Source organism: Aliagarivorans taiwanensis DSM 22990 (assembly GCF_000429505.1).
Taxonomy (GTDB): Bacteria; Pseudomonadota; Gammaproteobacteria; order Enterobacterales; family Celerinatantimonadaceae; genus Aliagarivorans; species Aliagarivorans taiwanensis.
In genome coordinates, this window is record NZ_AUBZ01000001.1 from 15192 (window position 1) to 38416 (window position 23225).

The 23225-nt window shown below is 54.5% G+C and carries 18 protein-coding genes; 5 read left to right on the plus strand and 13 right to left on the minus strand.

Going from position 1 to position 23225, the window contains the following annotated elements:
* Positions 1–245: 245 nt before the first annotated feature.
* The 3 genes from G462_RS21190 to queC all read right to left on the minus strand — a co-directional run bounded on the left by G462_RS21190 (position 246) and on the right by queC (position 3765).
* The gene (locus tag G462_RS21190) at positions 246–2348 is read right to left on the minus strand and encodes a bifunctional 2',3'-cyclic-nucleotide 2'-phosphodiesterase/3'-nucleotidase (RefSeq protein WP_084404856.1); all 2103 of its coding nucleotides are present in this window, start codon (positions 2346–2348) and stop codon (positions 246–248) included.
* 107 nt (positions 2349–2455) lie between these two features.
* Positions 2456–3100, minus strand: a complete 645-nt coding sequence (gene queE / locus G462_RS0100080; RefSeq protein ID WP_026957182.1) for a 7-carboxy-7-deazaguanine synthase — start codon at positions 3098–3100, stop codon at positions 2456–2458.
* On the minus strand, positions 3100–3765 hold the full coding sequence (queC, locus tag G462_RS0100085) for a 7-cyano-7-deazaguanine synthase QueC (protein ID WP_026957183.1): 666 nt from the start codon (positions 3763–3765) through the stop codon (positions 3100–3102). Before queC ends, queE begins: the two co-directional genes overlap by 1 nt.
* Before the next feature lie 256 nt (positions 3766–4021).
* Between queC and G462_RS0100095 the strand changes: the two genes are divergently transcribed.
* Positions 4022–5401 carry an alpha/beta hydrolase gene (locus tag G462_RS0100095; RefSeq protein WP_026957184.1) on the plus strand — a complete coding sequence of 460 codons (1380 nt, stop codon included), beginning with the start codon at positions 4022–4024 and terminating at the stop codon, positions 5399–5401.
* Between the two features lie 109 nt (positions 5402–5510).
* Here G462_RS0100095 and G462_RS0100100 read toward each other — a convergent pair whose 3' ends face one another.
* The 8 genes from G462_RS0100100 to fusA form a co-directional block, all read right to left on the minus strand.
* Complete coding sequence (locus G462_RS0100100; protein ID WP_035476213.1) at positions 5511–5930, minus strand: DoxX family protein; 420 nt, start codon at positions 5928–5930, stop codon at positions 5511–5513.
* 207 nt (positions 5931–6137) lie between these two features.
* A complete protein-coding gene (locus tag G462_RS0100105) occupies positions 6138–6611 on the minus strand; it encodes a response regulator (protein WP_026957186.1) in 474 nt (157 codons plus the stop codon).
* 9 nt (positions 6612–6620) lie between these two features.
* Positions 6621–7958: an ATP-binding protein gene (locus tag G462_RS0100110; RefSeq protein WP_245579500.1), complete on the minus strand. Its 1338-nt coding sequence runs from the start codon at positions 7956–7958 to the stop codon at positions 6621–6623.
* A gap of 9 nt (positions 7959–7967) precedes the next feature.
* Positions 7968–9383 carry an SLC13 family permease gene (locus G462_RS0100115; protein WP_026957188.1) on the minus strand — a complete coding sequence of 472 codons (1416 nt, stop codon included), beginning with the start codon at positions 9381–9383 and terminating at the stop codon, positions 7968–7970.
* 290 nt (positions 9384–9673) lie between these two features.
* Complete coding sequence (locus G462_RS25020; RefSeq protein WP_281171839.1) at positions 9674–9805, minus strand: hypothetical protein; 132 nt, start codon at positions 9803–9805, stop codon at positions 9674–9676.
* A 262-nt stretch (positions 9806–10067) separates the two neighbouring features.
* On the minus strand, positions 10068–10781 hold the full coding sequence (locus G462_RS0100125) for a beta-ketoacyl-ACP reductase (RefSeq protein ID WP_026957189.1): 714 nt from the start codon (positions 10779–10781) through the stop codon (positions 10068–10070).
* Positions 10778–12376, minus strand: coding sequence for an acyl CoA:acetate/3-ketoacid CoA transferase (locus G462_RS0100130; RefSeq protein WP_026957190.1), 1599 nt, complete (start codon positions 12374–12376; stop codon positions 10778–10780). Before G462_RS0100130 ends, G462_RS0100125 begins: the two co-directional genes overlap by 4 nt.
* A 213-nt stretch (positions 12377–12589) precedes the next feature.
* The gene (fusA, locus tag G462_RS0100135) at positions 12590–14626 is read right to left on the minus strand and encodes an elongation factor G (RefSeq protein ID WP_026957191.1); all 2037 of its coding nucleotides are present in this window, start codon (positions 14624–14626) and stop codon (positions 12590–12592) included.
* Positions 14627–15062: 436 nt separating this feature from the next.
* Between fusA and G462_RS0100140 the strand changes: the two genes are divergently transcribed.
* Both G462_RS0100140 and G462_RS0100145 read left to right on the plus strand, forming a co-directional pair.
* The gene (locus tag G462_RS0100140; protein ID WP_157378514.1) at positions 15063–15938 is read left to right on the plus strand and encodes a DUF6279 family lipoprotein; all 876 of its coding nucleotides are present in this window, start codon (positions 15063–15065) and stop codon (positions 15936–15938) included.
* Between the two features lie 76 nt (positions 15939–16014).
* Complete coding sequence (locus tag G462_RS0100145; protein ID WP_026957193.1) at positions 16015–17013, plus strand: endonuclease/exonuclease/phosphatase family protein; 999 nt, start codon at positions 16015–16017, stop codon at positions 17011–17013.
* Between the two features lie 17 nt (positions 17014–17030).
* Here G462_RS0100145 and G462_RS0100150 read toward each other — a convergent pair whose 3' ends face one another.
* A complete protein-coding gene (locus tag G462_RS0100150) occupies positions 17031–18683 on the minus strand; it encodes an FAD-dependent oxidoreductase (protein ID WP_026957194.1) in 1653 nt (550 codons plus the stop codon).
* A 240-nt stretch (positions 18684–18923) separates the two neighbouring features.
* Here G462_RS0100150 and G462_RS0100155 point away from each other — a divergent pair, with 240 nt between their 5' ends.
* Both G462_RS0100155 and G462_RS0100160 read left to right on the plus strand, forming a co-directional pair.
* A complete protein-coding gene (locus G462_RS0100155; RefSeq protein WP_026957195.1) occupies positions 18924–20465 on the plus strand; it encodes a hybrid sensor histidine kinase/response regulator in 1542 nt (513 codons plus the stop codon).
* The gene (locus G462_RS0100160; RefSeq protein WP_026957196.1) at positions 20462–21340 is read left to right on the plus strand and encodes an alpha/beta hydrolase; all 879 of its coding nucleotides are present in this window, start codon (positions 20462–20464) and stop codon (positions 21338–21340) included. Before G462_RS0100155 ends, G462_RS0100160 begins: the two co-directional genes overlap by 4 nt.
* Positions 21341–21485: 145 nt before the next feature.
* On the opposite strand, the gene G462_RS21195 is transcribed toward G462_RS0100160, so the two are convergent.
* Complete coding sequence (locus G462_RS21195) at positions 21486–23120, minus strand: methyl-accepting chemotaxis protein (RefSeq protein ID WP_051326410.1); 1635 nt, start codon at positions 23118–23120, stop codon at positions 21486–21488.
* Between the last annotated feature and the right edge of the window lie 105 nt (positions 23121–23225).

Consider the following 23225-nt stretch of genomic DNA (forward strand, 5'->3'; position numbering starts at 1 on the left):
TTTTGACCAGCTGGTAGAATTATGTTTTCAAGAAAATTACTATCAACTCGTAAGGCAACGCGAAAGCTGGAACAGGTTCTTGAGGACCTAAAAACGAAGAGCACAGTACATATCTACTGGCGTTTGGCAGCGTGTTCTAGCAAGTTTTTTTGGGGCAGGCGAAACTAAAAAGGCTGCTCAATTGCCGAGCAGCCTTAGTGTTATTTAATCACCCGGCATCTGCACGGGCTCGCTATCGCAGTATTCTAAAAGCGTACTTTTAGCAGCTCAAAGCCATCGGCATCTTGCTCATTCAGCGCTTCGATTTGCGGGCGTGCATCCACAAACTCTAAGGCTAAGGGCGAAGATTTCAGCTGTACGTTGCCCGGCTTAATGCCACTCTCACCCAAGGTCAGCTTCCAGTTCTCTTGCAGCTTGAAGCGGATGATGCCGTCGCTCGCTTGCGCCTGCTCACCCAGAGACTCTAGGTAACCTTGTACGTGGTTACGGGTCTCTTCTGGGTCTTCGTAAACAATCACCTCGCTGGTGATGCCTGGGAAGTGGCCGCCGCCGCTGGCACGGTAGTTATTGGTCACAATCAGGAACTCTTGCTCCAGCGGCATCGGCTTACCCTGATAGCGAACGTTTTGGATACGGCGAGTATCGCGGGCTGGCTCGGCTTGATCGGCGTTGTAACGCGGCTCAACACTTAGGTCGATTTCATAATCGATACCAAAGAACACATCGTAGTTGTAGGTCGGGAAGCCTTCGCTCACCAAAGACTGCTCGGCGTCGCCATCAACGATGGTGTTGAACTGCGCTGCCGACATCTCCAGCCACTCGATAACCTGCGCACCGTTCATCTTCACCACTTGCAGGGTGTTGGGGTAGATGTACAAGTCCGCCACGTTACTCAGGGTAATCGCGCCAGCCGCTACGTAGGTGAAATCGCCCGGGCCGTTACGACCACCGCGGAATGGTGCGGCTACCGCCAACAGTGGTAGATCGTTGTCAGCACCAAAAGCACCGTCGGCAACCAGTTGCTCACCACGCCACATCTGCGCTTCGTTAACTAGCTGTACCGACAGATCAGGACCGGCCAGTGAGAAGAAGCTGTAGATAGGCTGATCGCTCTGGCCAATTTCGGTGGCCATGTAATCCACGGTGCCTTGGTGGGCCTCTTCTACCTGCTCGATGATCTCAGCCGACTCGTGCTCTACGCCTGCGGTATCGTCGATATCCATCAGGTGCACATCAGCGGCAGCAATCTCAAAGCTGGCTTGATCGCCTTGGATGGTTACGTTCAGGCTCAGATCAATCACGCCCAATTTGTTACCCCAAAAGCCAGGCATAACCGATGGCGTACCATGCAGGGTACCGGCTTCAATATCAGCGCCTGGGTAGCCTTCGAAGCCAGCACTTGGGAAGTCGAGGTGGTCGTGGCCGAACATAATCGCGTCGATGCCATCTACCTGCGCCAACAGGCCAGAAGCGTTCTCGATGTAGTCGTAGCTGTACTCTTCAAAGCTCAAGTGGGCACTGCCACTTAGACCTGAGTGCGGCACGGCGATAACGATATCGGCGCCGTTGGCGCGCATCTCAGGAACGAAATGCTCAGCGGCTTTAACGATATCGGCAACCTGCACCTGACACTCAAGGTGAGTCTTGTCCCAGCCCATGATCATCGGCGGCACAAAGCCAATCACGCCCACGTGCATGGTCACCTCAACACCGCCGTCGGTGATGTAGGTTTTTGGCACAATTACATAAGGCTGGTAGTACGGCGTTTCGTTCTCGAAGAAGGCGTCGTAGTTGCCGTTGTAGTGATCATCCAGCGCGGTTAGGCAGTTGCCGTTTTCATCAACTTCAGCACCCTCAAACTGGAACACGTTAGCGCTGATATAAGGGAACTCAGCACCTTCGATGGAGGCATCGAGAAACTCCAGGCCGAAGTTAAACTCGTGGTTACCCATGTTGCCCACGTCAAAGCCAACCAGGTTCATCGCCTTGTAAATCGGGTGAGTGTTCTTAGCCAGCCACTCGGTACCCAGCTGCTTGGCCACGTAGTCACCAAATGGCGCGCCCTGGATAAGGTCGCCGTTATCCACCAAGAAGTGGTTGGCTTGCTCGGTGCGGGCTTGCTCAATCACCAAGGCGGTGCGCGAGAAACCGAAACGAGGGTCTTCCTGACCGGTAAAGTAGTTGAAACTGCGCATATTGGCATGGATGTCGGTTGTTTCCATCAATCGCAGAGTCATGGTATCGCTTTGTGGAGCGTCCTCTTGTTGGGCACAGGCTGCCAACAAGCCACCGGATACCAGCACTGCACTTACGCGCAGGCCGTTAATCAAGGAAGTCTGTTTAGTCATAGCTTCTTATTTGAGTTGAGGTGAAGGTTGGAGAAGTATGGCAGCAGCTTTCAACCTTCGCGAAGCTACTACCTGAGAATCTAAGGATTGGTAACCCGACGAGCTCACTACTCGATACCCACTATCTTGTGCATCTGCATGCTGAGGCGCCACTGCGGGTGAGTCAGGCAGTACTGCAAGGTGGCTTGCAAGTTCTGGTTGGCCAGTCCACCGATCACGGTTTCGTCTTTGGCTTGCAAGTAAAAGTAGTCAAAGTCCAGCCCGGCAAAGTCTTGTGGCTGATTTTCCGCTTGCGGGTAGATGAGTTTGAGCTCGTGGCCGCTGCGCTGCTTAAGCTCGCAGCCCGCCTTGGGGCTAACGCATAGCCAATCGATGCCCGCTGGCGCTTCGATGGTGCCATTGGTTTCCACCGCCACTTCAAAGCCGCGCGCATGGAAGGCCTCGATAAGCGCATCATCGAGCTGCATCAGCGGCTCACCGCCGGTGCACACCACATAGGGTTTGCCCGGGTTGCCTTCGGGCCACAGAGCGGCGACCGCATCGGCCACCTCGGCGGCGTGGCGGAACTTGCCACCATTGTTACCATCGGTACCGACAAAGTCGGTATCGCAGAAGCGGCACTGAGCATTGGCTCGGCCGCTCTCTTTGCCGTTCCACAGGTTGCAGCCACTGAAGCGACAGAACACGCTAGGGCGACCGGCTTGTGCCCCCTCCCCTTGCAGGGAGTAGAACATCTCTTTGACCAGATACATTAGGCGCTCTCGTACTCAAGCGGGTCGCTAAGGCCAAGGGTAGCGAAGGCCTCGAGGCGCTCATTGCACGAACCGCACTTACCGCAGGCTTTTTCGCGGCCGTTATAGCAGGTCCAGGTCTTGCCGTAGTCGAGCTGCATCGCCACACCGGCGCGCAGGATGTCGATCTTGTCTTGATAGAGGAAGGGGCTGTAGACCTTAACCGGCTCATAGTTGGCGATTTGGCTAACCGCATTCATCGCTTCGACAAACTCTGGGCGGCAGTCCGGGTAGATCTCATGGTCGCCAGAGTGGGCGCCGTAGTACACCGAGTCGGCGCCAATCGATACTGCGTAGCCAATTGCCAGTGACAGCAAGATCATATTGCGGTTCGGCACCACGGTGGATTTCATATTGTCAGAGGCGTAGTGGCCTTCTGCCACCTCGATATCGTCGCTGGTTAGCGACGAGCCTTGCAGCAATTGGTTAATGGCACTGATATCGTTGATCAGATGCGGAATACCCAGCTCTTTGCACACCGCTTTGGCGTACTCCAGCTCTTTGGAATGGCGTTGCCCATAGTTAAAACTCAAGGCATGCACGTCTTTGCCATCTTGTATCGCCTGATGCAATACAGTAAATGAGTCCATTCCACCGGAATAAACTACGACTGCTTTCTCTGCCATTCCACTCTCTCGCTCTCGTCAATTTCGGGCGGGTAATTTACACCAAGTTGCAGACGACCCCAAGTGATATTGCTGTCGTCGCGGATGTTGGCGTTGAAGCTAAACGCTAACAGTGTAGCCAAGCGAAGCGAATACTCTGCGCTTAAGCCTAAAAAGCAAAATCACGGCCGCAGCCAAAATCGCAAGATTTGCCAATTATTGCCGATTGGCTGGCGCTAACCTGAGCATATCCAAGTTCAGCAATAAGGCCCGCACCATGAGTAACTTATCCATCGCTCCAAGCAAAATTGATGGCGATCTAACTGGCCTGTTTACAAGGCAAATCTGGCAGGGCTGTTGGCCCAATCTCATGGAGGATGCGCTTAGGATTGAACACATCGGTGATCAGCACGCCACCCTACGTTATTGGCACAACCTGGCTGCCAGTGAAGCCACCGCCGACACCGGCCAGGAAGTGACAGTCCGCGTTATTGAACGCTCGCCCCTGCAGCTTGCGTGGGAGATCAGCGAGCCGTTTGCAGCGGCTATCCAGCTCATCCATTTGCCCGATAGCGACGAGCTGTTGCTCACGCTTAGCTCGCCGCAGCTTTGCGATAACAACCTGATGACAAAAGTAGAGTTCGCAGCGCCGCGCCCTGTCGGGTGTCTACCCAACGCGCTAACTGCTATGCTGGGCAGCATTCCTGTACAGCTCCGCTGGCACGCGCCTGATGCCAAGCAGGTCTCGCTGGCCGGCGAAATGAACGATTGGCAAGCCCACAGCCTGCCCTTTGCCAAGACTAATGACAGCGACTGGCTGCTTCAGCTATACCTTCAGCCGGGCACGTGGGCCTATAAGATTGTGCAAGACGGACAGTGGCAGCTCGATACCCAAAACCATGCCGCAACGGTTGAAGGCTCTGAAGGAGCAAACTCACAGTTATCCGTCGGCCCGCTTGATAATCGGTATGAGCCACTCTCAAAACCCAGCAAGCGCGGCAGCCTAAGCAGTCACAAGCTGGCAAATAGTGACGGAAAGATGCGTCAGATAGAGGTCTATCGCCCGGCGGGCAGCGAAGGTAAAACTCTGCCATGGCTATTGGCGCTGCATGCCCAAGGCGGGAATCGCAACCAGTGGTTTGCCGAGGGCCAAGTCGATATCTTGCTGGATAGACTGATTGCGCAAGGTGAGCTACCGCCAGTCGCGCTGGTCACCCTCGATGCCGGCGACAGTTACTATCTAGGTGATGTGGAGCGCTTTATTATCGAGCAGCTACTCCCCTCAGCCAGCCAGTGGGGATTAAGCCAAGGCCCACGCCAACGCGGCTTGATCGGCGTATCCATGGGCGGTTTTGGCGCGCATTACCTCAGTTACCGCTACCCAGATAGGTTTGCGGCAGCGGCATCCCTGTCCGGCTACTTTGGTCTGCGAGAAGCGGCGCAGGTCGTCGAAGCTTACCCAAGCGAGCACGCACCACACATCCACTACTACTGCGGTGAGCAAGATGCCGTCAGTTATGCCTGTAATCGCCAGTTAGAGTTGCTTTGCCAAGGGCTGGCGGCGAATTTTGCGTTCAGCGCAGGGGGGCATAACTGGCACTATTGGCGGAGGTTACTGCCAGAGGCTACCAAGCGGCTAGTAAAAGAAGTAGGGTAGATGTGAGTTAGGCGCGTTGTAAAACGCAAAAAAAGCCCGGTAAAAACCGGGCTAAGCTGCTCACAGCAAACACAACATAGGAAACTTGAGTTGATTAATTGTCTAGGGGCTAAGCGCTGCGCTTACCAAACACCAAGGCGTCCAGTGACCAACGGCCTGCGCCGGTAATCAGCAGTTGCAGGGAAGCCACCAGAATCAACAACTGGAACTCCATGCCCTTAAAGCCCTGCCCCAGGTGCACATTGACGATGGCCACCAGCATAATCACCGCGCAGTTTAGCGCCGCCAAGCGGGTCGCCAAGCCTGCGGCAATCAAGATGCCGCCAATCACCTCGCCATAGGCCGCCAAATAGGCAAGCAAGGTGGCGGGCTCAAGGCCGATTTTTTGGAAAAAGCCGATGGTGCCTTCAATGCCGGTGACTTTACCCCAGCCATGGAATACGAAGATGGCGCCCAGCATCAGGCGGATAAGCAGGTCGACCGACCAAGAAGTGTTAGCCGCAAACAGGCGGCGGATGCTTGCATTCACGTGTTGTCCTCCTTTACACGAATGCAATCATAGTAAGTGGCGAAGAGTTTGCGCTCAAGTTGCCATATTGTAAATTAATGTAATCTTATCAATGAATTATATTAACAATATATACAGAAGAGGTTTTGTTGATAGCGCCCAGAGCGGGCGCTATTGTCGGATACTGCGCATCGTTTTAGCGCAGCTCGCTTTGGTAAAAACGCGCTCTTAGTGCAGGCGAGACAATACCACAGCGTTGTCCAGTTGCTCGCTCCAAGGCTGGTAGTCGAGGCCCTGATCAAAGATGTACTCGGTAATCAAAGTACGTGCAGTAGCAAGCAGTACATCGGCTTTCCATGGCTTCTCGAAGTAGCTTTCAATGCGCGCACGGTTGATTGCGGCAATGGTGTCCTGATGAGTCGCTTGACCCGTTAGCAGGATCTTCTTGGTCTTGGCAAAGCGGTTGTCGTCGGAGATCTCGGTGAGCAGCTCCACACCGGTTTTACCCGGCATTACGTGGTCTGAGATAACCAGAGCGATGTGCTGACCTTCGGCATCCAGCTCGTCCATCAGTTCCAGTGCCTCATCGGCTGACTCGCACTCTTCGATCTGAAACAGATCAGACAGCGCAGACAAGTCTTTGGATACCGCGCTTAAGACTTCCCGTTGATCATCCACGCAAATAATGTTGATTTTTTCCATAACCATACCTCAAGCGATTGGTAGTTTAATTCTGAATTTGGTCTTCTCGGCATCACTTTTCAGTGCAATCGAACCGCCGTAGCTATGCACGATGCGCTGCACAATCGACAGCCCGAGACCCAAACCAAAAGAGAGTCCACCTTTCTTGGTGGTGAAATTCGGTTGAAACACCTTGCGGCGGGTCTGCTCATCAATGGCAGGCCCGTTGTTGGAGATAGAGACGACCAAGCGGTTTTTATAGTAGCTGGTGACAATCTCCAGCTGCGGCTCGGCCACGTGCTCCATTGCATCGCAGGCGTTTTTAATAATGTTTACCCAAACCTGCACTAACTCGGTAGCGCTGGCATTGATCTTGGGCAAGACCGCTGGACGTAGCACCACATTCACCCGCCGCAGGTTGCTTTGCAGCAGGGCCAGCGACTTATGGATGGTGTCGTTGACATCCAGATCGGGCTGCTTGGCCTGATCGCCGCCGCCCAGTTGCTTAACCGAGCGAACAATCGATGCCGCATGCTTGGAGGCCAGGCGCATATCATGCAGATCGCGCCCCATCTCCCAAAAGTGCAGCGACTGCTCGATGTCGTTAAACCACTCACGACTCACCTCGCCTTCCGGCACCGCCTTGGCCAGTTGCTTGGCGGTATCGCGGTCTAGCTTGTAGCTCTCGAGCAGTTGCTTGGCGCGCTTACGCACCTCCGACGAGGAGCTGGACTGGCCCACCGCAACGCCCAGCTCTAAAAAGCCATTGGCCTCTGGGTGGCTTTCATCCACCAGCTGCCACAGCGCCTCAGCGAGGGTTTCGGTCTTGCTGCTCAGCACGCCCACCGCGTTATTAAGCTCGTGGGCGATACCGGCCGCCAGCTGACCCAAGGTGGTCATCTGCTCAGCAGCATGCAGCTTTTGCAGGGCGCGCTCTTTTTCCAGCGCTTGTAGGCCGGTGCGCATCTGGCGCTGGGCCAGCTCGTGCACTACCACCGGGGTGAACTGTTCGCTGAGCGAGCCATAAACATTAGGCTCGACCGCTTGGGTGGTTTTATTCACCCAAGCCAGCTCACTGTCGGAGTCAGCAATAATGGTGGTGGACGACTCCCAGGTCTTGGCGAAGTAACTATGTACGCCAAAAAACGCCCCTTCGTGTACCTCGAAGACCTTGGCAGTCAGGTTGCTTTCAGGGTTATGCAAAAACCCTGAAAGCCGGCCTTTTTTCACCAGAAACAGGCAATCGTTGTATTCGCCTTGCTGCAGCACCGTTTCTCCCGCCTTAACCGTGCGGGTTCGTTCCGCAGTGCTAAAGTAGGTTTCTTTGATTCGCTGCAGCTGTTGCTGGTGCATGATGTCGTTGTCCATAGAGCGTGTTTAGATGAAGTTCACTAGGTTAAGGATCCACACCATAATAAAGCTCATCAGCACACCGACAACACCAATAATCACACCCACCTTGGCCATTTGGCTACTTTCCACGTTGCCAGTGGCATGGGCCAGCGCGTTTGGTGGCGTAGAAATTGGCAAAGACATACCCAGTGATGCAGCGAAGGTCACTACCAGAATCAGGGTAACGCCGCCACCGAATGGCACCAGTGAGCTCATCGACATACCTAGTGCTGCCATAATTGGCATCAGCAAGTTAGCGGTAGCCGTGTGCGACATAAAGTTAGCCATCAACAGACACAGCGCAGCCGCGCCGCCCAGTACCACAAACGGCGAGAAGTTATCGAACGGAATGCTGTTCACCATGAGCTTAGCCAGACCGGTTTGATCCAGAGCCAGACCCAGGGCAATACCACCCGATACCAACCACAGCACTTCCCAAGAGATCTTCTTCAGGTCTTCTTTGTTGATAATGCCGGTGGCTGAGAACACCGCTACCGGAATCATCGCGACAACGTAGGAGTTCATGCCATGGCTTGAGCCCATCAACCACAGCAAGATGGTGGCCGCAAAGGTCACATACACGATGATCGCTTTTGGCGTTTTCAAGAACTTGCCTTTAATGCTCAGCTCAATCTTGTCTTGTTTGGCCGGGAACATGGCACACATCAGTACCCAGGCAAACACCAGCAAGATAGCGACAAACGGTACGCCGAAGGCCATCCACTCACCAAAGCCGATGGCGTTCTCACCCACCAGGTATTTCAGCGCAATCGCGTTGGGCGGGGTGCCGATTGGGGTACCGATACCACCGATGTTGGCGGCAACCGGGATACTCAGAGCAAATGCCGTTTTACCCGGGTCATCCTTACCGAACAGCACGATAACCGGCGCCAGAATCGACAGCATCATGGCGGTGGTTGCAGTATTCGACATAAACATCGAGAAGATGGCGGTAATCAGCATCAAACCGAACATCACATACTTGGGGTTGCTACCAAAAGGCTTGAGCAGTACCCGCGCCAAGTTGACGTCCAAACGATACTTGGTGGCGGCCATGGCCAGGAAGAATCCGCCCAAGAACAGCATAATGATCGGGCTGGCAAAGGTCGCCATAATCGAGCTAGATGACAGCAGCTCACCAAACTCAGGGCTTCCTGCCCCACTTCGGAATAGCGCAATACCTTTGTCAGAGAGCAGCAACAGCTCTAGCACGATGATCACCACCGAGGTGGCATAGATTGGAATAGGCTCAAGTACCCAGCACAGGGCGGCGAGCAAGAACAGAGCAATTACCCGCTGCTGCAGGATGGTCAAACCTTCAACTGGAAACGCCGACGCTGGCAACAACAACACCACGAGCGGAATCACTATAGGAAGGAGGTATTTAAAATATTTGCGCATGTTAACTATATTCCCTTAAACCAAAATTCTGTCAGGCTTTGCCATGTCAGCAGATAACACTGAAAGGCTTGCTGTGTCTGGCTCAAGCCGGTGAGCCAAGAGAGGAGATTCAGGCTGTAATTATGCAACGATCACTGTAAGAAGATTACGGTTTAGATCAATAAAGTTGTGATATTAATCACTTTAAATTCGAGCTTTTACTTAGTTAAAGATGAGAATCGTTCAGGAGTGTTGATTTTTGCGGGTTTACGTTAGACAAAAAGGGCTGAATAGCCCCTTTAAATTACCGTTTATCCTAATCCACTGCGCAGCCCGTTGATAAACAACAGCAGCGCCACCACCATTAATAAGACGGTAGTTGAGGCAAATTGATATACCAGATATATCAGCCCCAACAGCGATGGAATAATTATTTTTGTCATTGGAAAGTCCTTGAACAGTACTGCTAGCCCAAGAACTGCGGGTCCACACGGTTTACCCAATCAGTCTCGGAATTCCCTGCAAGAACTTTACTGTAAGTAAAAATAGCCGAAGTATCATCCATTTGACTGCGGATATGTGGCATAGATCGCGCCTTTTGAAAACGATTACACTAGTGCATTTAAGAGGTGAAACGCCACTTTCAACACTTTTGTAACCTTTAGCTCAAACAATCTACAGAACTTCAGAAAACTCAGCTTACGCCTACAATACCAAGCCACCGTCTATTTTAAGTACTTGCCCGGTAATGAATGAGGACTTATCCGAGGCGAGAAACAGCACCCCTTGAGCGATATCGTCGGTAGAGCCCATGCGCTTTAGCGGTGTGCGAACCTTGATCTGCTCACTGACCTTTTCCGGCAAGTTGGCAGTCATCTCGGTTTCGATAAAGCCCGGCGCAACACAGTTGACCCGCACCTGCGCCCCCTTGCGACTGAACTCTTTGGCCCAGCTGCGGCTCATCGCCACCAATCCCCCTTTGCTGGCGGCATAGTTGCTTTGGCCAATGTTGCCATCGAGGCCGACAATGGAGGCTATGTTCACCACGCAGCCATAGCCCTGCTCCATCATCTGTGGTGCCACTGCCTGAGTCAGCAAGAAGGCACCTTTTAAGTTGACATCAATGACTGCTTGCCAGTCTTCATCGCACATATTCTCCAGCAAGGCGTCGCGGGTGAGCCCGGCATTATTCACTAGCACATCGATACGCTGAAAATGGGCGCGCACTTCGGCGATAGCTTCACTGACTCGGTCACGGTCGCTAACATCCACCGAAATGGATAGCACCTGCTCTACACTCCCCCAGCTGAGGGGCTCTAAGTCCATCCCGACCACGTAGTAACCGTGGTCGATAAGGGTTTCTGCAATGGCGCGACCAATACCGCGCGACGCGCCGCTGACAATGGCAATTCGTTTCATAGCTGGTGTCCGTTCTTAGTAAGAGTAAGCGTGAAATTGGGTGAAAAGATGTGTGCATCCATCAGCTGCAGTTGCTCACTGATGATGGGGCGAAAGGCCATATGCGCCAGTATGTCGCGCTCCAAGTCAACGCCCGGGGCAATCTCTTCCAGCACTAGCCCGCGCTGGTCGAGCCGGAACACCGCCCGCTCGGTGATATACAACACCGGTTGTCCTTCGCGTGCCGCCCGCTCGCCACTGAAGGTGACCTGTTCCACCTGAGAGATAAACTTGAGTTGCTTGCCTTCTTGGAGGATCTTGAGTTGGCCCTGCTCCGCCGCAACCCGCAGGCCTTTGGCGGTAAAGCTGCCACAGAAATAGAGCTGCTTGGCGTTCTGGCTGATGTTGATAAAGCCGCCACAGCCTGCAATCTTGCTGCCAAAGCGACTGACGTTGATATCACCTTTGAAGCTGCACTGGGCTAATCCAAGAAAGGCTTGGTCAATGCCGCCACCGTCGTAGAAATCAAACATCTGGTCTTGGGAGATGATCGCCTCAGGAAATACACTGGCACCAAAGTCCAGGCCCTTGGCCGGCGCGCCACCAATCGCGCCGGGCTCCACCGTCAGGTTTAACTGATCAATCACGCCGCACTCGGTGGCTACTTCCGCAACATACTCCGGGGTGCCGATCCCAAGATTCAGGATGGCGCCCGCTTGCAGCTCCATCGCGGCGCGGCGGGCGATAATGGTCTTGGCATCAAGCGCGTGGGTGTGGGTGTGGGTGTGAGCGTGGGAAGTCGCCGCATCAGAAGACTGCTGGCGAGGGCCCCGGCTGACAAAGGCGGGATTCATCGCGGTGGCAAAGGTCTGCATATGCTCCTTTTGATCCTCAGCCACCATCACTGCATCGACCAAGATCCCTGGGATTTTGACGCTATGAGGGTCAAGAGTGCCGGCTTCCACCACCTGCTTTACCTGCACAATCACCTTGCCGCCTTGGTTTTTCGCCGCCTGCGCCGCCACCAGGTTTTCGACAATCAGGCACTCGTCTTCCATGGTGATATTGCCGCGGGTATCGGCAGTGGTACCGCGGATCACCGCCACATCCACCGGCAAGCGACGATAGAACAGAAACTCTTCACCCTCGAGCATCTGCACGCTGACCCAGTCACGCACGGTGCGTCGGTTGATTTTCGCCCCTTCTAAGCGAGGGTCGACAAAGGTGTTCAGGCCAACCTTGCTTAAGGTGCCGGGTTTGCCGGCGGCGGTATCCCGTAGCAGGTGGGAGATAATGCCCTGTGGCAGGTTGTAGCCTTCGATAAGCTCATCCACCGCTAGTTGCGCCAGCTTAGGCACCAAGCCCCAGTGTCCGCCAATCACCCGTGCTACCAGCCCTTGCTGAGCGAGGTGGTTAAGGGCGCGCTCTTTGCCATCGCCTTGACCGGCGGCGAACACCAACGTCAGATCGCGCGGGTGTCCGGCGCTGATAAAGCGCTCGGCGATGGCGCGCTCAATTGCCTCGGGCACCACTGCGCCAATAAAGCCACCAAACATTACTGCGTTGCCATCTTTAATCCAGTTAGCTGCCTGTCGAGGCGTGAGTTGCGCCACCATGATCGTCGTCCCTGTCGGTATCTAAGGGACTAGTCTAGGAGAGCGCGGGCAGATGAAAATTGCAGATTTGGTAAATCAGAATTACGGGAATGAAACAATCGGTGGGCGACTAGCTGCGGGCGGCGAGCTGTGGGCGACTAGCTGCGGGCTACAGGCTACAGGCTACGAAAGAATCGCTTGGGCAGACTCGCTGCCCAAGCTTGGTTTACCGGCTTACGCTGATACCGGGTGGTCGTGGGCTTTCACCAGCCCTTTTTGCACCTGCATCGGCACCGTTTCAAAGTGACTGAGCGACATGGAGAAGGAGCCTTCGCCACGGGTCATCGACTTCATCCGTCGGGCATAGTCTTGCAGCTCGCTAAGCGGTGCCTTGGCTTGAATCACCACCAAGCCACTGGGCTGCGGCAGACTGTCGGTGACCATGCCTCGGTGACCGCTGAGATCGCCGGTGATATCACCGATAAACTCCGAGGGCACCTGGATCTGCATATCGACAATCGGCTCGAGGATAATCGGCCCGGCCTTATCGATGGCTTCCAAGAAGGCCTTGCGACCAGCGGTGACAAAGGCGATCTCTTTGGAATCCACGCTATGGTGTTTTCCGTCGAACACCTCCACTTCGATATCCTGCAGCGGGAAGCCAGCGATGGCCCCTTCATCAAGGATCTGCCGAATGCCCTTCTCTACCGCGGGGATAAAGCTGGTTGGGATAGCGCCGCCCACCACTTTATTGACGAAGCGGAAGCCTTCGCCGCGACCCAATGCTCGCACCCGCAGGTGCACCTCGCCAAACTGCCCAGCGCCACCGGTTTGCTTTTTATGGCGATGCACCGCTTCCGCCGCACCGGTGATGGTTTCGCGGTAGTCGATGCTTGGCTCCGTGGTGTCGATCTCCAGTTTATACAGCTGCAGCGCCTTTTCTAACACAATCTTGAGGTGGAACTCGCCCACACCGGTGAGCAGGGTTTCGTTCTGACGCACCCGGTGACGTAAGCGCAAGCTAGGGTCCTCGGCGCACAGCTTTTTCAGCACTTCCGAGAGTTTTTGCTCGTCGCCGCGCCGCGCCGGACTGACCGCCAGACTAAACATCGGTGCAGGCATGTCCATGGTGGTAAGGTGCAGGCCATCTTCGTCGTGGGAGTCGTGCACCACACAGTCGAAGTCCAACTCATCCACCTTAGCAATGGCGCAGATATCGCCGGACACCGCCTTGCTGATCTCGCTGCGCTGCTTGCCTTGAATGCGATAGAGGTGGCCAACCTTGAAGGCCTTCTTCTCACTACCAATAAACAGCATGCTCTCGGCGTTAATTTCACCTTGGAATACCCGGATAAAGGCTACTCGCCCCATATACGGATCAACACTTACCTTGAACACATGCCCCACCGCGTGGGCGCCTTCCTCTTGGCTCAGGCTGACCGCTTTCTCACCTTGATAAAACTGCGGCGGGTTACCTTCCAGTGGCGTGGGCATCAGCTCGCTAAGGATATGCAGCAGCTCATTGAGCCCTGCGCCCGTGCGCGCCGAGACAAAACAGACGGGGATCAGATGGTCTTCGCGCAGCACCGCTTCGAAGGCGTCGTGTAGCTGCTCGGGCTTGAGCGCCTGCCCTTGCTCGAGATAGAGCTCCATCAGCTCTTCGTCGACCTCTACCACCTGGTCGACAAGCTGATCGTGGGCTTCCTCTACCGAGCTAAACAGGGTGTCGCTGTTATAGTCGGGCTTAAAGTAGCAATCGACCACCTGGTGGCCACTGGGATCAGGCAGGTTAATTGGCAAACACTTCGCGCCAAAGCTGGCTTGTAGCTGCCCCATCAGCGCAGGCAGCGCGCTGGCGGCATCTTCTGCATCAATCTTGTTAACCACAATAAGCCGACACTTTTGCTTATTCTTGGCAGTGTTAAATAGCTGTTCCGCGGTGTTGCCGACCCCAGCATGGGGTTGGGTGAGCAACGCGACGCTTTCGATGGCAGGAAACACGCTAATACTGCGACCGAGCAAGTCGCCCAGTCCCGGCGTGTCGATGATATTGAGTTGGGTATCGTGCCAGCTTAGGTTAACTGGGGTGGCTTCTACTGAGTGTTGATAGGCGATGGATTGGGGGTCGAAGTCGGTAACGGTGGTGCCTCGGGCTAGTTCGCCCTGGCTGGTAATGTCGCCGGTTTCAAACAGCAAACGCTCCACCAGACTGGTTTTGCCAGCACCAGACTGTCCGATAAATGCGATGTTGCGAATACGTTCCACAGACATACGCGGTCTCCTTCTGAGTTTTGGTAGGGTTTTGGGGGAAGAAAAAGGAATTAAACAGACAGGCTCGTGTACCAGCTAAGCTTGCGGATGCTATAGCGCGGTGGTGATGTGATGACGTTGATGGTATGACCCAACAAACAGCCTCCTGCGAATGTCGCGATTAGACCCAGTGTCGCGTTAACCCTGCTGACTAACGTTGATCCAAGTCAAGCCCCTCCAAGGCTGCAAACCCACTTTGCAAAAGCGCCAACCAGCGCACATTTTGTCACTTGTGCGTAACAGCTTGCTAACCTTGCTCAACACGGCGAACAAGCATCATCAACGCAAACAATACAAAAGCAACCAAACTCCGAGTTAATCGCGTAGTCTAACCAAGGAAGCACTCCCACCGCTTGGGTTGTGCTGTTGCCAGAGTGATGATCAACGAGGGCCTAATATGCAAAGAGCGTTGTTAGTAAGCTTGCTATGTATAGGCTTGAGCGGCTGCGGTGCCAAGTTTGTCTACAACCATCTCGATTGGTTTAGCCAGATGTATGTGGATGACTATGTAGAGCTAAACCCCGAACAGCAGATCTACTACGACCAAGCCTTTGACGCGCTATGGCAATGGCACCGCGAGCGAGAGCTGCCCCATTATCTATCCCACCTGCAGCAGCTACAATCACTGGACCTTTCTCAAGTCACCCAAGACCAGGTTGCCCTGCACAGCCAAACATTCCGAGCGCACTGGCAGAGGCTTATCGAGGAGATGGAGCCACACCTGTTTGCCATGGGCGAGCAGCTCAGCCATCAGCAATTTAGAGCCATGTTAGCGGTTGCCGAAAAAGAGAACATCGAGCAGTTGGAAAGCTACCAAAAGCTCAGCCCGGAGCAGCGCCTAAGCAAACGGCAAAAGCGCATCGAGAAGTTCGTTAAACGCTGGCTTGGATCCATCTCGCCTGCGCAGAAACAGATTATCGGCGAGCTCACTCTAGCGCTGCATGACACCACTGAGGAGTGGATCGCCCACCGCCGTAAAGTCAGTCAGACCCTGAGTTATTTGTACTGGCGCAAAGATAATCCCGAACAATTACGGGAAGGCTTTCACCGGGTGATCACCCAAGCTGAATACCTGTTCCCGCAAAACTATCAGGACAAGTTAGACGCAAACCAGCAACGCTGGCAGCTAGCGTTAGTGGCAATCCTGCGAAGCACAACCCCCAAGCAACAAGACTACTTTACTGGCCGCCTGCGCTATTGGCAGAAAACCCTCGAAGCGTTAACGCCGAAACGCCAGCAGACCGCCATGACAGAGGAGAAGAGTGCACTGTAGAGAAGACTTAGCGCACGGCAGAACCAGCGAAAACTACATATAATGACAGCTAGTTGTCACTGCACTTGGAACTCACATGCCGACTCGCTTTCGTTTGGCCAGCTTTAATACCCTCAACTATCTGGCTCCGCCCGGCGCCTACTACCAAGCAGAAAACATCTACGACGGCAGTCAGTGGTGTGATAAGCAGCGCTGGATGGATAACTACCTCAAAGAGCTCGACGCCGACATCATCGCCTTTCAAGAGATCTTCAGCCCCGACGCGCTAAAGGCGCAGATGCAACAGCTCGGCTATGCCCATTTTTGCTGCTTGGGGGAAGCCGATGTGGAAGAGGGTTACATCCACTCCTCTCCCCCGGTTGCGCTGGCGTCGCGCTTTGCCATTGAAGAGGCGGTATTGCTCGCGCCAATCGCCAAGGTTTGCGAGCTACTTGAAGATAGCGACTTTGCCTACAGCCGCGCACCGCTAAGGGTCAAGATCCGGGTGCCCGAGTTTGGCTTAATCCAGGTCTATGTGGTGCACTTTAAATCCCAGCGCCCCAGCATTGAAGCCAATGCCGAGCGAAGCCTTATCGAACAGCTTTGCCTCTACCCGAAGCTGGGGGGATGGCTATCGGCGCAGCAGCGCTGCCGCGAAGGCACCCACCTACTGGGCGATTATCTCGCGCAAACAGCGCCGCCACCCACCGCCATTATGGGCGATTTTAACGACGGGCCAGACTCGTTGGTTGCCCGCCTGTTTCAGGCTGAAAAACGCCTGCCAAGATTGCCAGAAGGCAGCGAGTTCAGCGAACAACAGGCGCAAGAGCTGGCCAGTGAGCTGCGCTTCCAGCACGCCTACGACCTCGCCCTGCAAGAAAGCCCGCCAGTTCCCAGCCATTACTGGGGGCCACATGGCTCGCGCATCGATCATATCCTGCTCAATGGCGCCTTTGATGCTGGCCAAGATGGCAGCCATGGCCAGGTGGAGCATGTGTGGGTGGCCGACAGACACCTACTCAACCCCCACAGCGAGCTCGACCGTCAATGCTCCGACCATGCCGCTATCGTGGCTGAGGTAAGTGTTCGCGAATAACCCTCAGTCAGCCGTGCTTAGGCCGTAGCAAAGCGATAAGAGCGATAGCCACCAAGCAGATTACGCGCCTGATAGCCGCGATTGACCAACTGGCGGTAGGCAACATTGCCGCGCAGTCCCACCTGACAATAGATGATGATCTCCTTGTCCTTGGGCAGCTCATCCATTCGCTCACGCAGTTGATCTACTGGGATGTTAATGGCGCCATCGATAAAGCCTTGCGACTCCAACTCGCCGGGGTTGCGCACATCCAGCAGCAGTTGGTTGTCGCCCAGTGAATCTATCTCATCGAAGTGAATGGCATGGCTGTCGCCCACCATCAGGTTATGGGCGACAAAAGCAGCCTGATTGATCACATCCTTGGCAGAGCCGAACGGCGGTGCGTAGGTAAGCTCAAGGTGCTGCAACTGCTCTATGGTCATCCCAGCCCGTTGGGCCACCGCGATGATGTCGATGCGTTTATCGACGCCATCTTTACCGGCCGCTTGGGCGCCCAAGATCTTGCCCGTTTCAGGCTCGAACAACAGCTTGAACGATACGGTTTCAGCGCCGGGATAATAGCTGGCATGACTGGCGGTATGTACGTACACCTTTTGATAGCTGGTGCCGGCTGCCCGTAGCTGCTTTTCATTACGCCCGGTTGAGGCAATAGCCAGATCAAAAATCTTACAAATCGCGGTGCCTTGAGTGCCTTGGTAATGCTGGTTACGCCCCAGCATATTGTCGGCCGCCATGCGCCCTTGGCGGTTTGCCGGGCCTGCCAGAGGCACCAAACTTGGCGTATCGGTGACAAAGTCGCGCTCCTCGACCGCGTCGCCGACCGCGTAGATGGCTGGGTCACTGGTTTGCATCTGCGAATTCACCCAAATACCACCGGTCTCTCCCAGCTGCAGGCCCGCTTGCTCGGCCAACGCGGTCTCTGGACGCACGCCGATTGCCATAATCAGCAAGTCGGTTTGCAGCAGCTGATCGCTGCTGAGTGTTAGCAGTAGTTGCCCCAGCTCGGCGACATACTCGACGCTGCTTAAGGCGGTGTTAAGGCGAAGATCAACGCCCTTCTCACGGATTGTGTGATGGGCAAAGCCCGCCATCTCCCGGTCCACCGGCGCCATCACCTGCTCACCTAACTCCAGCAAGGTGGTTTGAATGCCGAGCTGATGGAAGGCCTCCATCATCTCCAACCCGATAAAGCCGCCGCCCACGACCGTGGCATGCTTGACCTGACGCGATTGTAGACTTCGGATGATCCGGTCCATATCAGGGATATTGCGCAGTGAATAAGTAAGCGGGTTTTCCAGACCCGGAATTGGTGGGGTTAATGGTGCAGCGCCCGGACTTAGTAGCAGGAAGTCATAGCTCTCTTGATACTCAGTACCATCGAGCTGGTTTTTCACCGTGACAGACTTGGCGACGCGGTCAATCGCCACCACCTCACTCATCACCCGTACATCGACGTTAAAGCGCGCCAAGAAGCTTTGCGGGGTTTGCAGCAACAGTTTGCTGCGGTCTTGGATATTCCCGCCGATATGGTAGGGCAGTCCGCAGTTGGCAAACGAGACGTGCTCGCCGCGTTCAAACATAATGATCTGCGCATCTTCACTTAAACGCCGTGCACGGGCCGCGGCAGACGCGCCACCAGCCACACCACCCACAATCACAATCTTAGTCATGCTTCTCTCCAATAACTTGGTTTGCTCAGCTCTGAGCATTCGCTAAACGCGACTATACCACTTACATTAGATATGTCTAATATTAAGTTTTTAGTACACCCTGTAGATCCCGTGGATTGCTTTTAGCTCATTCAAACCAACGCACTTAAATTAACGCGCTTGTCGCCCGACAAAATCTGTCTATTTCGTCGCGCCTTAACTACATTCAAATCATCTAAATATTTTGGAAATAAGTAGTTTATGGATCTAAGCGGTAAAACAGCCTTGGTGGTCGACGATATGCAGGCCATTCGCAAAATCACCTCCGAGCAGCTGCGCCGCTTTGGTTTTTCACAAGTATTGCAGGCCGAGAATGGTAAACAGGCGCTAAAAGCGCTTACCCACCAATCGGTGGACATCATCCTCGCAGACTGGAACATGCCGATAATGACCGGCATAGAGCTGTTGGAAGAGGTCAAGAAGCACGCCCAACTGAGCCACATTCCGTTTATCCTGATTACTGCCGAATCTGAACGACAACGGGTGCAGCAGGCTATCCAAAGCGGTGTGAGCGATTTGATTATCAAACCCTTTAACAGCCAGATCCTGCAAAACCGGGTGCAAGCAGCAATCAGTGGACAGGTGCGCAACCGCGCGATGGCACAATCCAGCACCGGTGCCGAGAATCCCCCCTCAGGTAGCAGCAGTGCTGGCAAGCGCAACACGGTGTTAGTGGTGGACGATAGCCCTGACAACCTCACCCTGCTCAGTGAGCTGTTAAAGCCGAGCTACCGCGTGCAACTGGCCAAAGACGGCCCGCGGGCCTTGGGGTTGTGCCAATCCGATACCCCGCCCGATTTGATCTTGCTGGATGTAATGATGCCCGGTATGGATGGCTTTGAGGTACTCAAGCGGCTACGCAGCGATCCGCGCTCGCAGATGATTCCGGTGATCTTTGTTAGCGCCTTATCAGAGGTGAAGTATCAAAGCCGCGGCCTCGACGGCGGCGCTATCGACTACATCACCAAGCCGATTAATGCGGAGCTGCTAAAGCTGCGGGTCAAGAACCAGCTCGACTACGTGAACGTGCGGCTAAACCTGCAGGCGGACTACGACAACATGCTGGAAAATCAGCGCCTTAAAGAACAAGTCGACCAACTACTACGCCATGACCTAAAGGGCCCCTTAGCCGCGATTGCGGGCCTGGCTGAAGAGATCCGCTTACACAGTGGTGACCACCCGATTGTGGAAGAGCAGGCCAACCTTATCGAAGAGTTAAGCATGAGCAGCCTCGACCATATCAACCAGTCTCAGGAGTTGGCTAAGATCGAACGCGGCGATTTCGAACTCCAGCCAACGCCCTTCTCGCCAGCCGAAACGGTCTCCAAGATCTGCGACGCTTTGCGCAACACCTTTAGAGACAAACAACTGGAGCTGCAGGTGCTGGTCGAGGATAAAGCCATCACCGCGCTTGGCGATCCTTCGCTAAGCTATTCGATGCTGTTCAATGCGATGAAGAATGCCTTCGAAGCGGCGCCCGAACAAACCAAGCTGCAGGTCAAACAGATCGTGACACCACAGCTGGTCAAGATAGAAATCATCAACTCAGGGGTGGTGCCACAGGCTATCCGTCACCGCTTCTGGGATAAGTACATCAGTCAGGACAAACAGGGCGGCACCGGCCTTGGCACCTACTCAATGAAGCAGCTGGCTGAAGCGCAAAACGGACAGGTGTTTATGCAAACCAGTGATGAACATCAACTTACCATGCTTAGTTTTGAACTCCCGAGGGCGATATCATGACTCAGTTTTTGCTCGCAACGGAAATGGAAACGGCTATTCAACACCAGCAACTGCGCCACAGTGGTGGCCAACTGGAGTACTACCTGGCAGAGCCTCAGCAAATCGTCAGGCCACCGGTTATTCTGCTACATGGCGTGCTTAGCGATGCGCGCCTGTTTACTTACCACCTGCTCCCAGCACTGGCCGAAGCAGGCTATCCGGCCATCGCGCTCAGCCTGCGCGGTCACGGGCAAAGCCGGGTCAGCGATGGCTTAAGCGGCCTCAAGGCCTACCTAAACGATATAGAGCAGATAGTCGCCTGGGCCGAGCAGCGCTATCAGACTAAGCCTGTGGTGGTAGGGTTCTCCTTAGGCGGATTGATTGCCCAGCACTACGCTCATAACCATCCCGACAAACTCCAGGGCTTGGCCCTGATGGCCTCGGCCCCGCCGCAGGGCTTGGAGCGCTTGAGTATGGATTTAATGATTCGCGAGCCGATTTTGGCCACCGCCCTTTCACAACTCATGCTGTTCCCCGGCTTAGCCCTGTTTAACCCCTTCTACCTGCTGGCAGCTCAGCAAATGCTGTTTGCCGGACAACCCAGCCACAGCCAGCTCAACGAGCTGCGCCGCAGCGTGAAAGCCGAAGCGCTGAGCATCTTTACCGAGCAGACCGAGCTTAAAACGCCGCTACCCGAAGCGCTGCCAGTATTAGTGATTGGTGCCAGTGAGGATCGCTTGGTGAGCCCACAACAAGTGCGCCAAACCGCCGAATTCCACCAACGGGATTGCGCCTTTGTTGAGGGGGCCGGCCACGCCATTCCGATAGAGAACGAATGGCGTCAGGCGCTAACCCTGCTGTTGGAGTGGCTTATGCCAATCCATATGGGTAAGTGATCAGAGATTGCGCAGGGAAAATCATTGAGGACGAGGAAACGCTTGCCGTGACTAGTGGGCTAATTGCAAAAGCGTTGACGCTGTCATCAATGATTTTAACCAGCAAGTATGAGCAGTTACCTATTATGGATTGGTATTAAGCCGCTTAGCTGACCTTAAAGCGCGACAACACGTTGGAGAGCTCTTGGGCGGTTTGCAGCGCCAAATTGGAGTGTGACTGGGTTTGCTCAGCCGTCTCCAGGTTGATGCGGGTTTTGTCCGAGAGTTCGGTCAGGTTGCGGTTGATATCTTCGGTTACGTGGCTTTGCTGCTCGGTGGAAGCCGCTGTGGCTACCGACACCTCGGAAACCTTGGAGGTGGAGTCCAGAATCAAGGCCAATGACTGCTGGGTTTGATCGGCTAGTTGCACCGTTTCTGCAGCCATCCCGCTGCCTTGCTCGATGGCACTCACCGCCCGGGTCACCCCGTTTTGCAGGGTTTCAATCATCTTCTGAATGTCTTCGGTTGACTGCTGGGTCTTACTGGCCAGGGTGCGCACCTCATCGGCCACCACAGCAAAGCCTCTACCCTGCTCACCGGCACGGGCCGCTTCAATTGCCGCATTCAACGCCAGCAGGTTGGTTTGCTCGGCAATCCCACGGATCACATCCAGTACCGAGGCAATCTTCTCAGAATCCTCCGAGAGGCGAGCGATCACGTCCGATGCGTCCTGCACCGAGCCCGACAAGCGGTTGATTTGCGCGACCGACTCTTGGGTAATCATCTGGCCCTGCTCGGTTTGGGTGTTGACCACGTTGATCTCTTCGGCGGTATGAGTGGCATTGTTGGCCACCTCGCGAATCGCTGCTGCCATCTCATTTACTGCCGTAGCAATCATCTCCACCGATTGGTTTTGCTCGGTGCCAATCTCGGTGGACTGAGCTGCTTTACCGGTTAGATCAACCACTACCGTATTAAGCTCATCGGCATACTCGCGCACCGAGCGGATCAGCGACTCGAGCTGCTCAACAAACTGGTTGAAGTTGGTGCCCAGCTCGCCCAGCTCGTCTTGCGATTTGACCTCTACGCGTTGGGTAAGGTCGCCATCGCCTTGGGCAATGTCTTTGATGCGGTCACTCACCGCCGTAATCCCCTCAACCACCACCTTCGGCAGGAAGAAAGCAATCACCAGCGCAAACACAAAGCCGATGACTGACACCGTAATCAAGATGGTGTTCTGCTTGGCCAGCAGGCTGTCGCTGTCTTCGTTGACTTGTGCGGCGATGGCCTCGGCAGACTCGGTGGCCACGTTGTAGAGCTCACGGAGATCGCCAAAAGTATCGTGCACTTCATCGATACTCACGGTAATCGCTTCATACAGCTCACCTTGGTCCAATAGGTCGAAGACTTTCTGTGAGGAGTCCTTCCAGATGTTAAAACGGCGGTCAAAATCTTCTAGGCCGCGGGTTGCGCTGGGAAAGTCCACCAAATCCTTCTTGAAGGCCTGCATGCGGTCGTAGGCTTGCTGGGTATTTTCCACAAAAACGGCGCGGTACTTGCGGTGATCCGAGCCGCTCTCCAGAGCCTCGATGGCTTCGAGCTCTGCGACTCGCGCCTGATAGAGATCCCGGTCGGCATTGAGCACATCGTTCATCGCAGGCAGGATGTTGTAGTTTACCAAGTCGAGACTTCGGGCGGTTTGTTTGCCCATAAAGTAGCCGGTTGCTGCGACTACCAATAATAAAATTGCGCTGATGATCAACACAACCGAGAACTTAATCCGCAAGCTCACATTGTTCATTACATTCCTCTCTATCTTGCTTAAACCAAAGGAAAAGTTGCTTTCCTTACGGCAGGCCTATCAGCAAGTATAGAGCGCATAGTAATATGAGAATTATTAATAGAT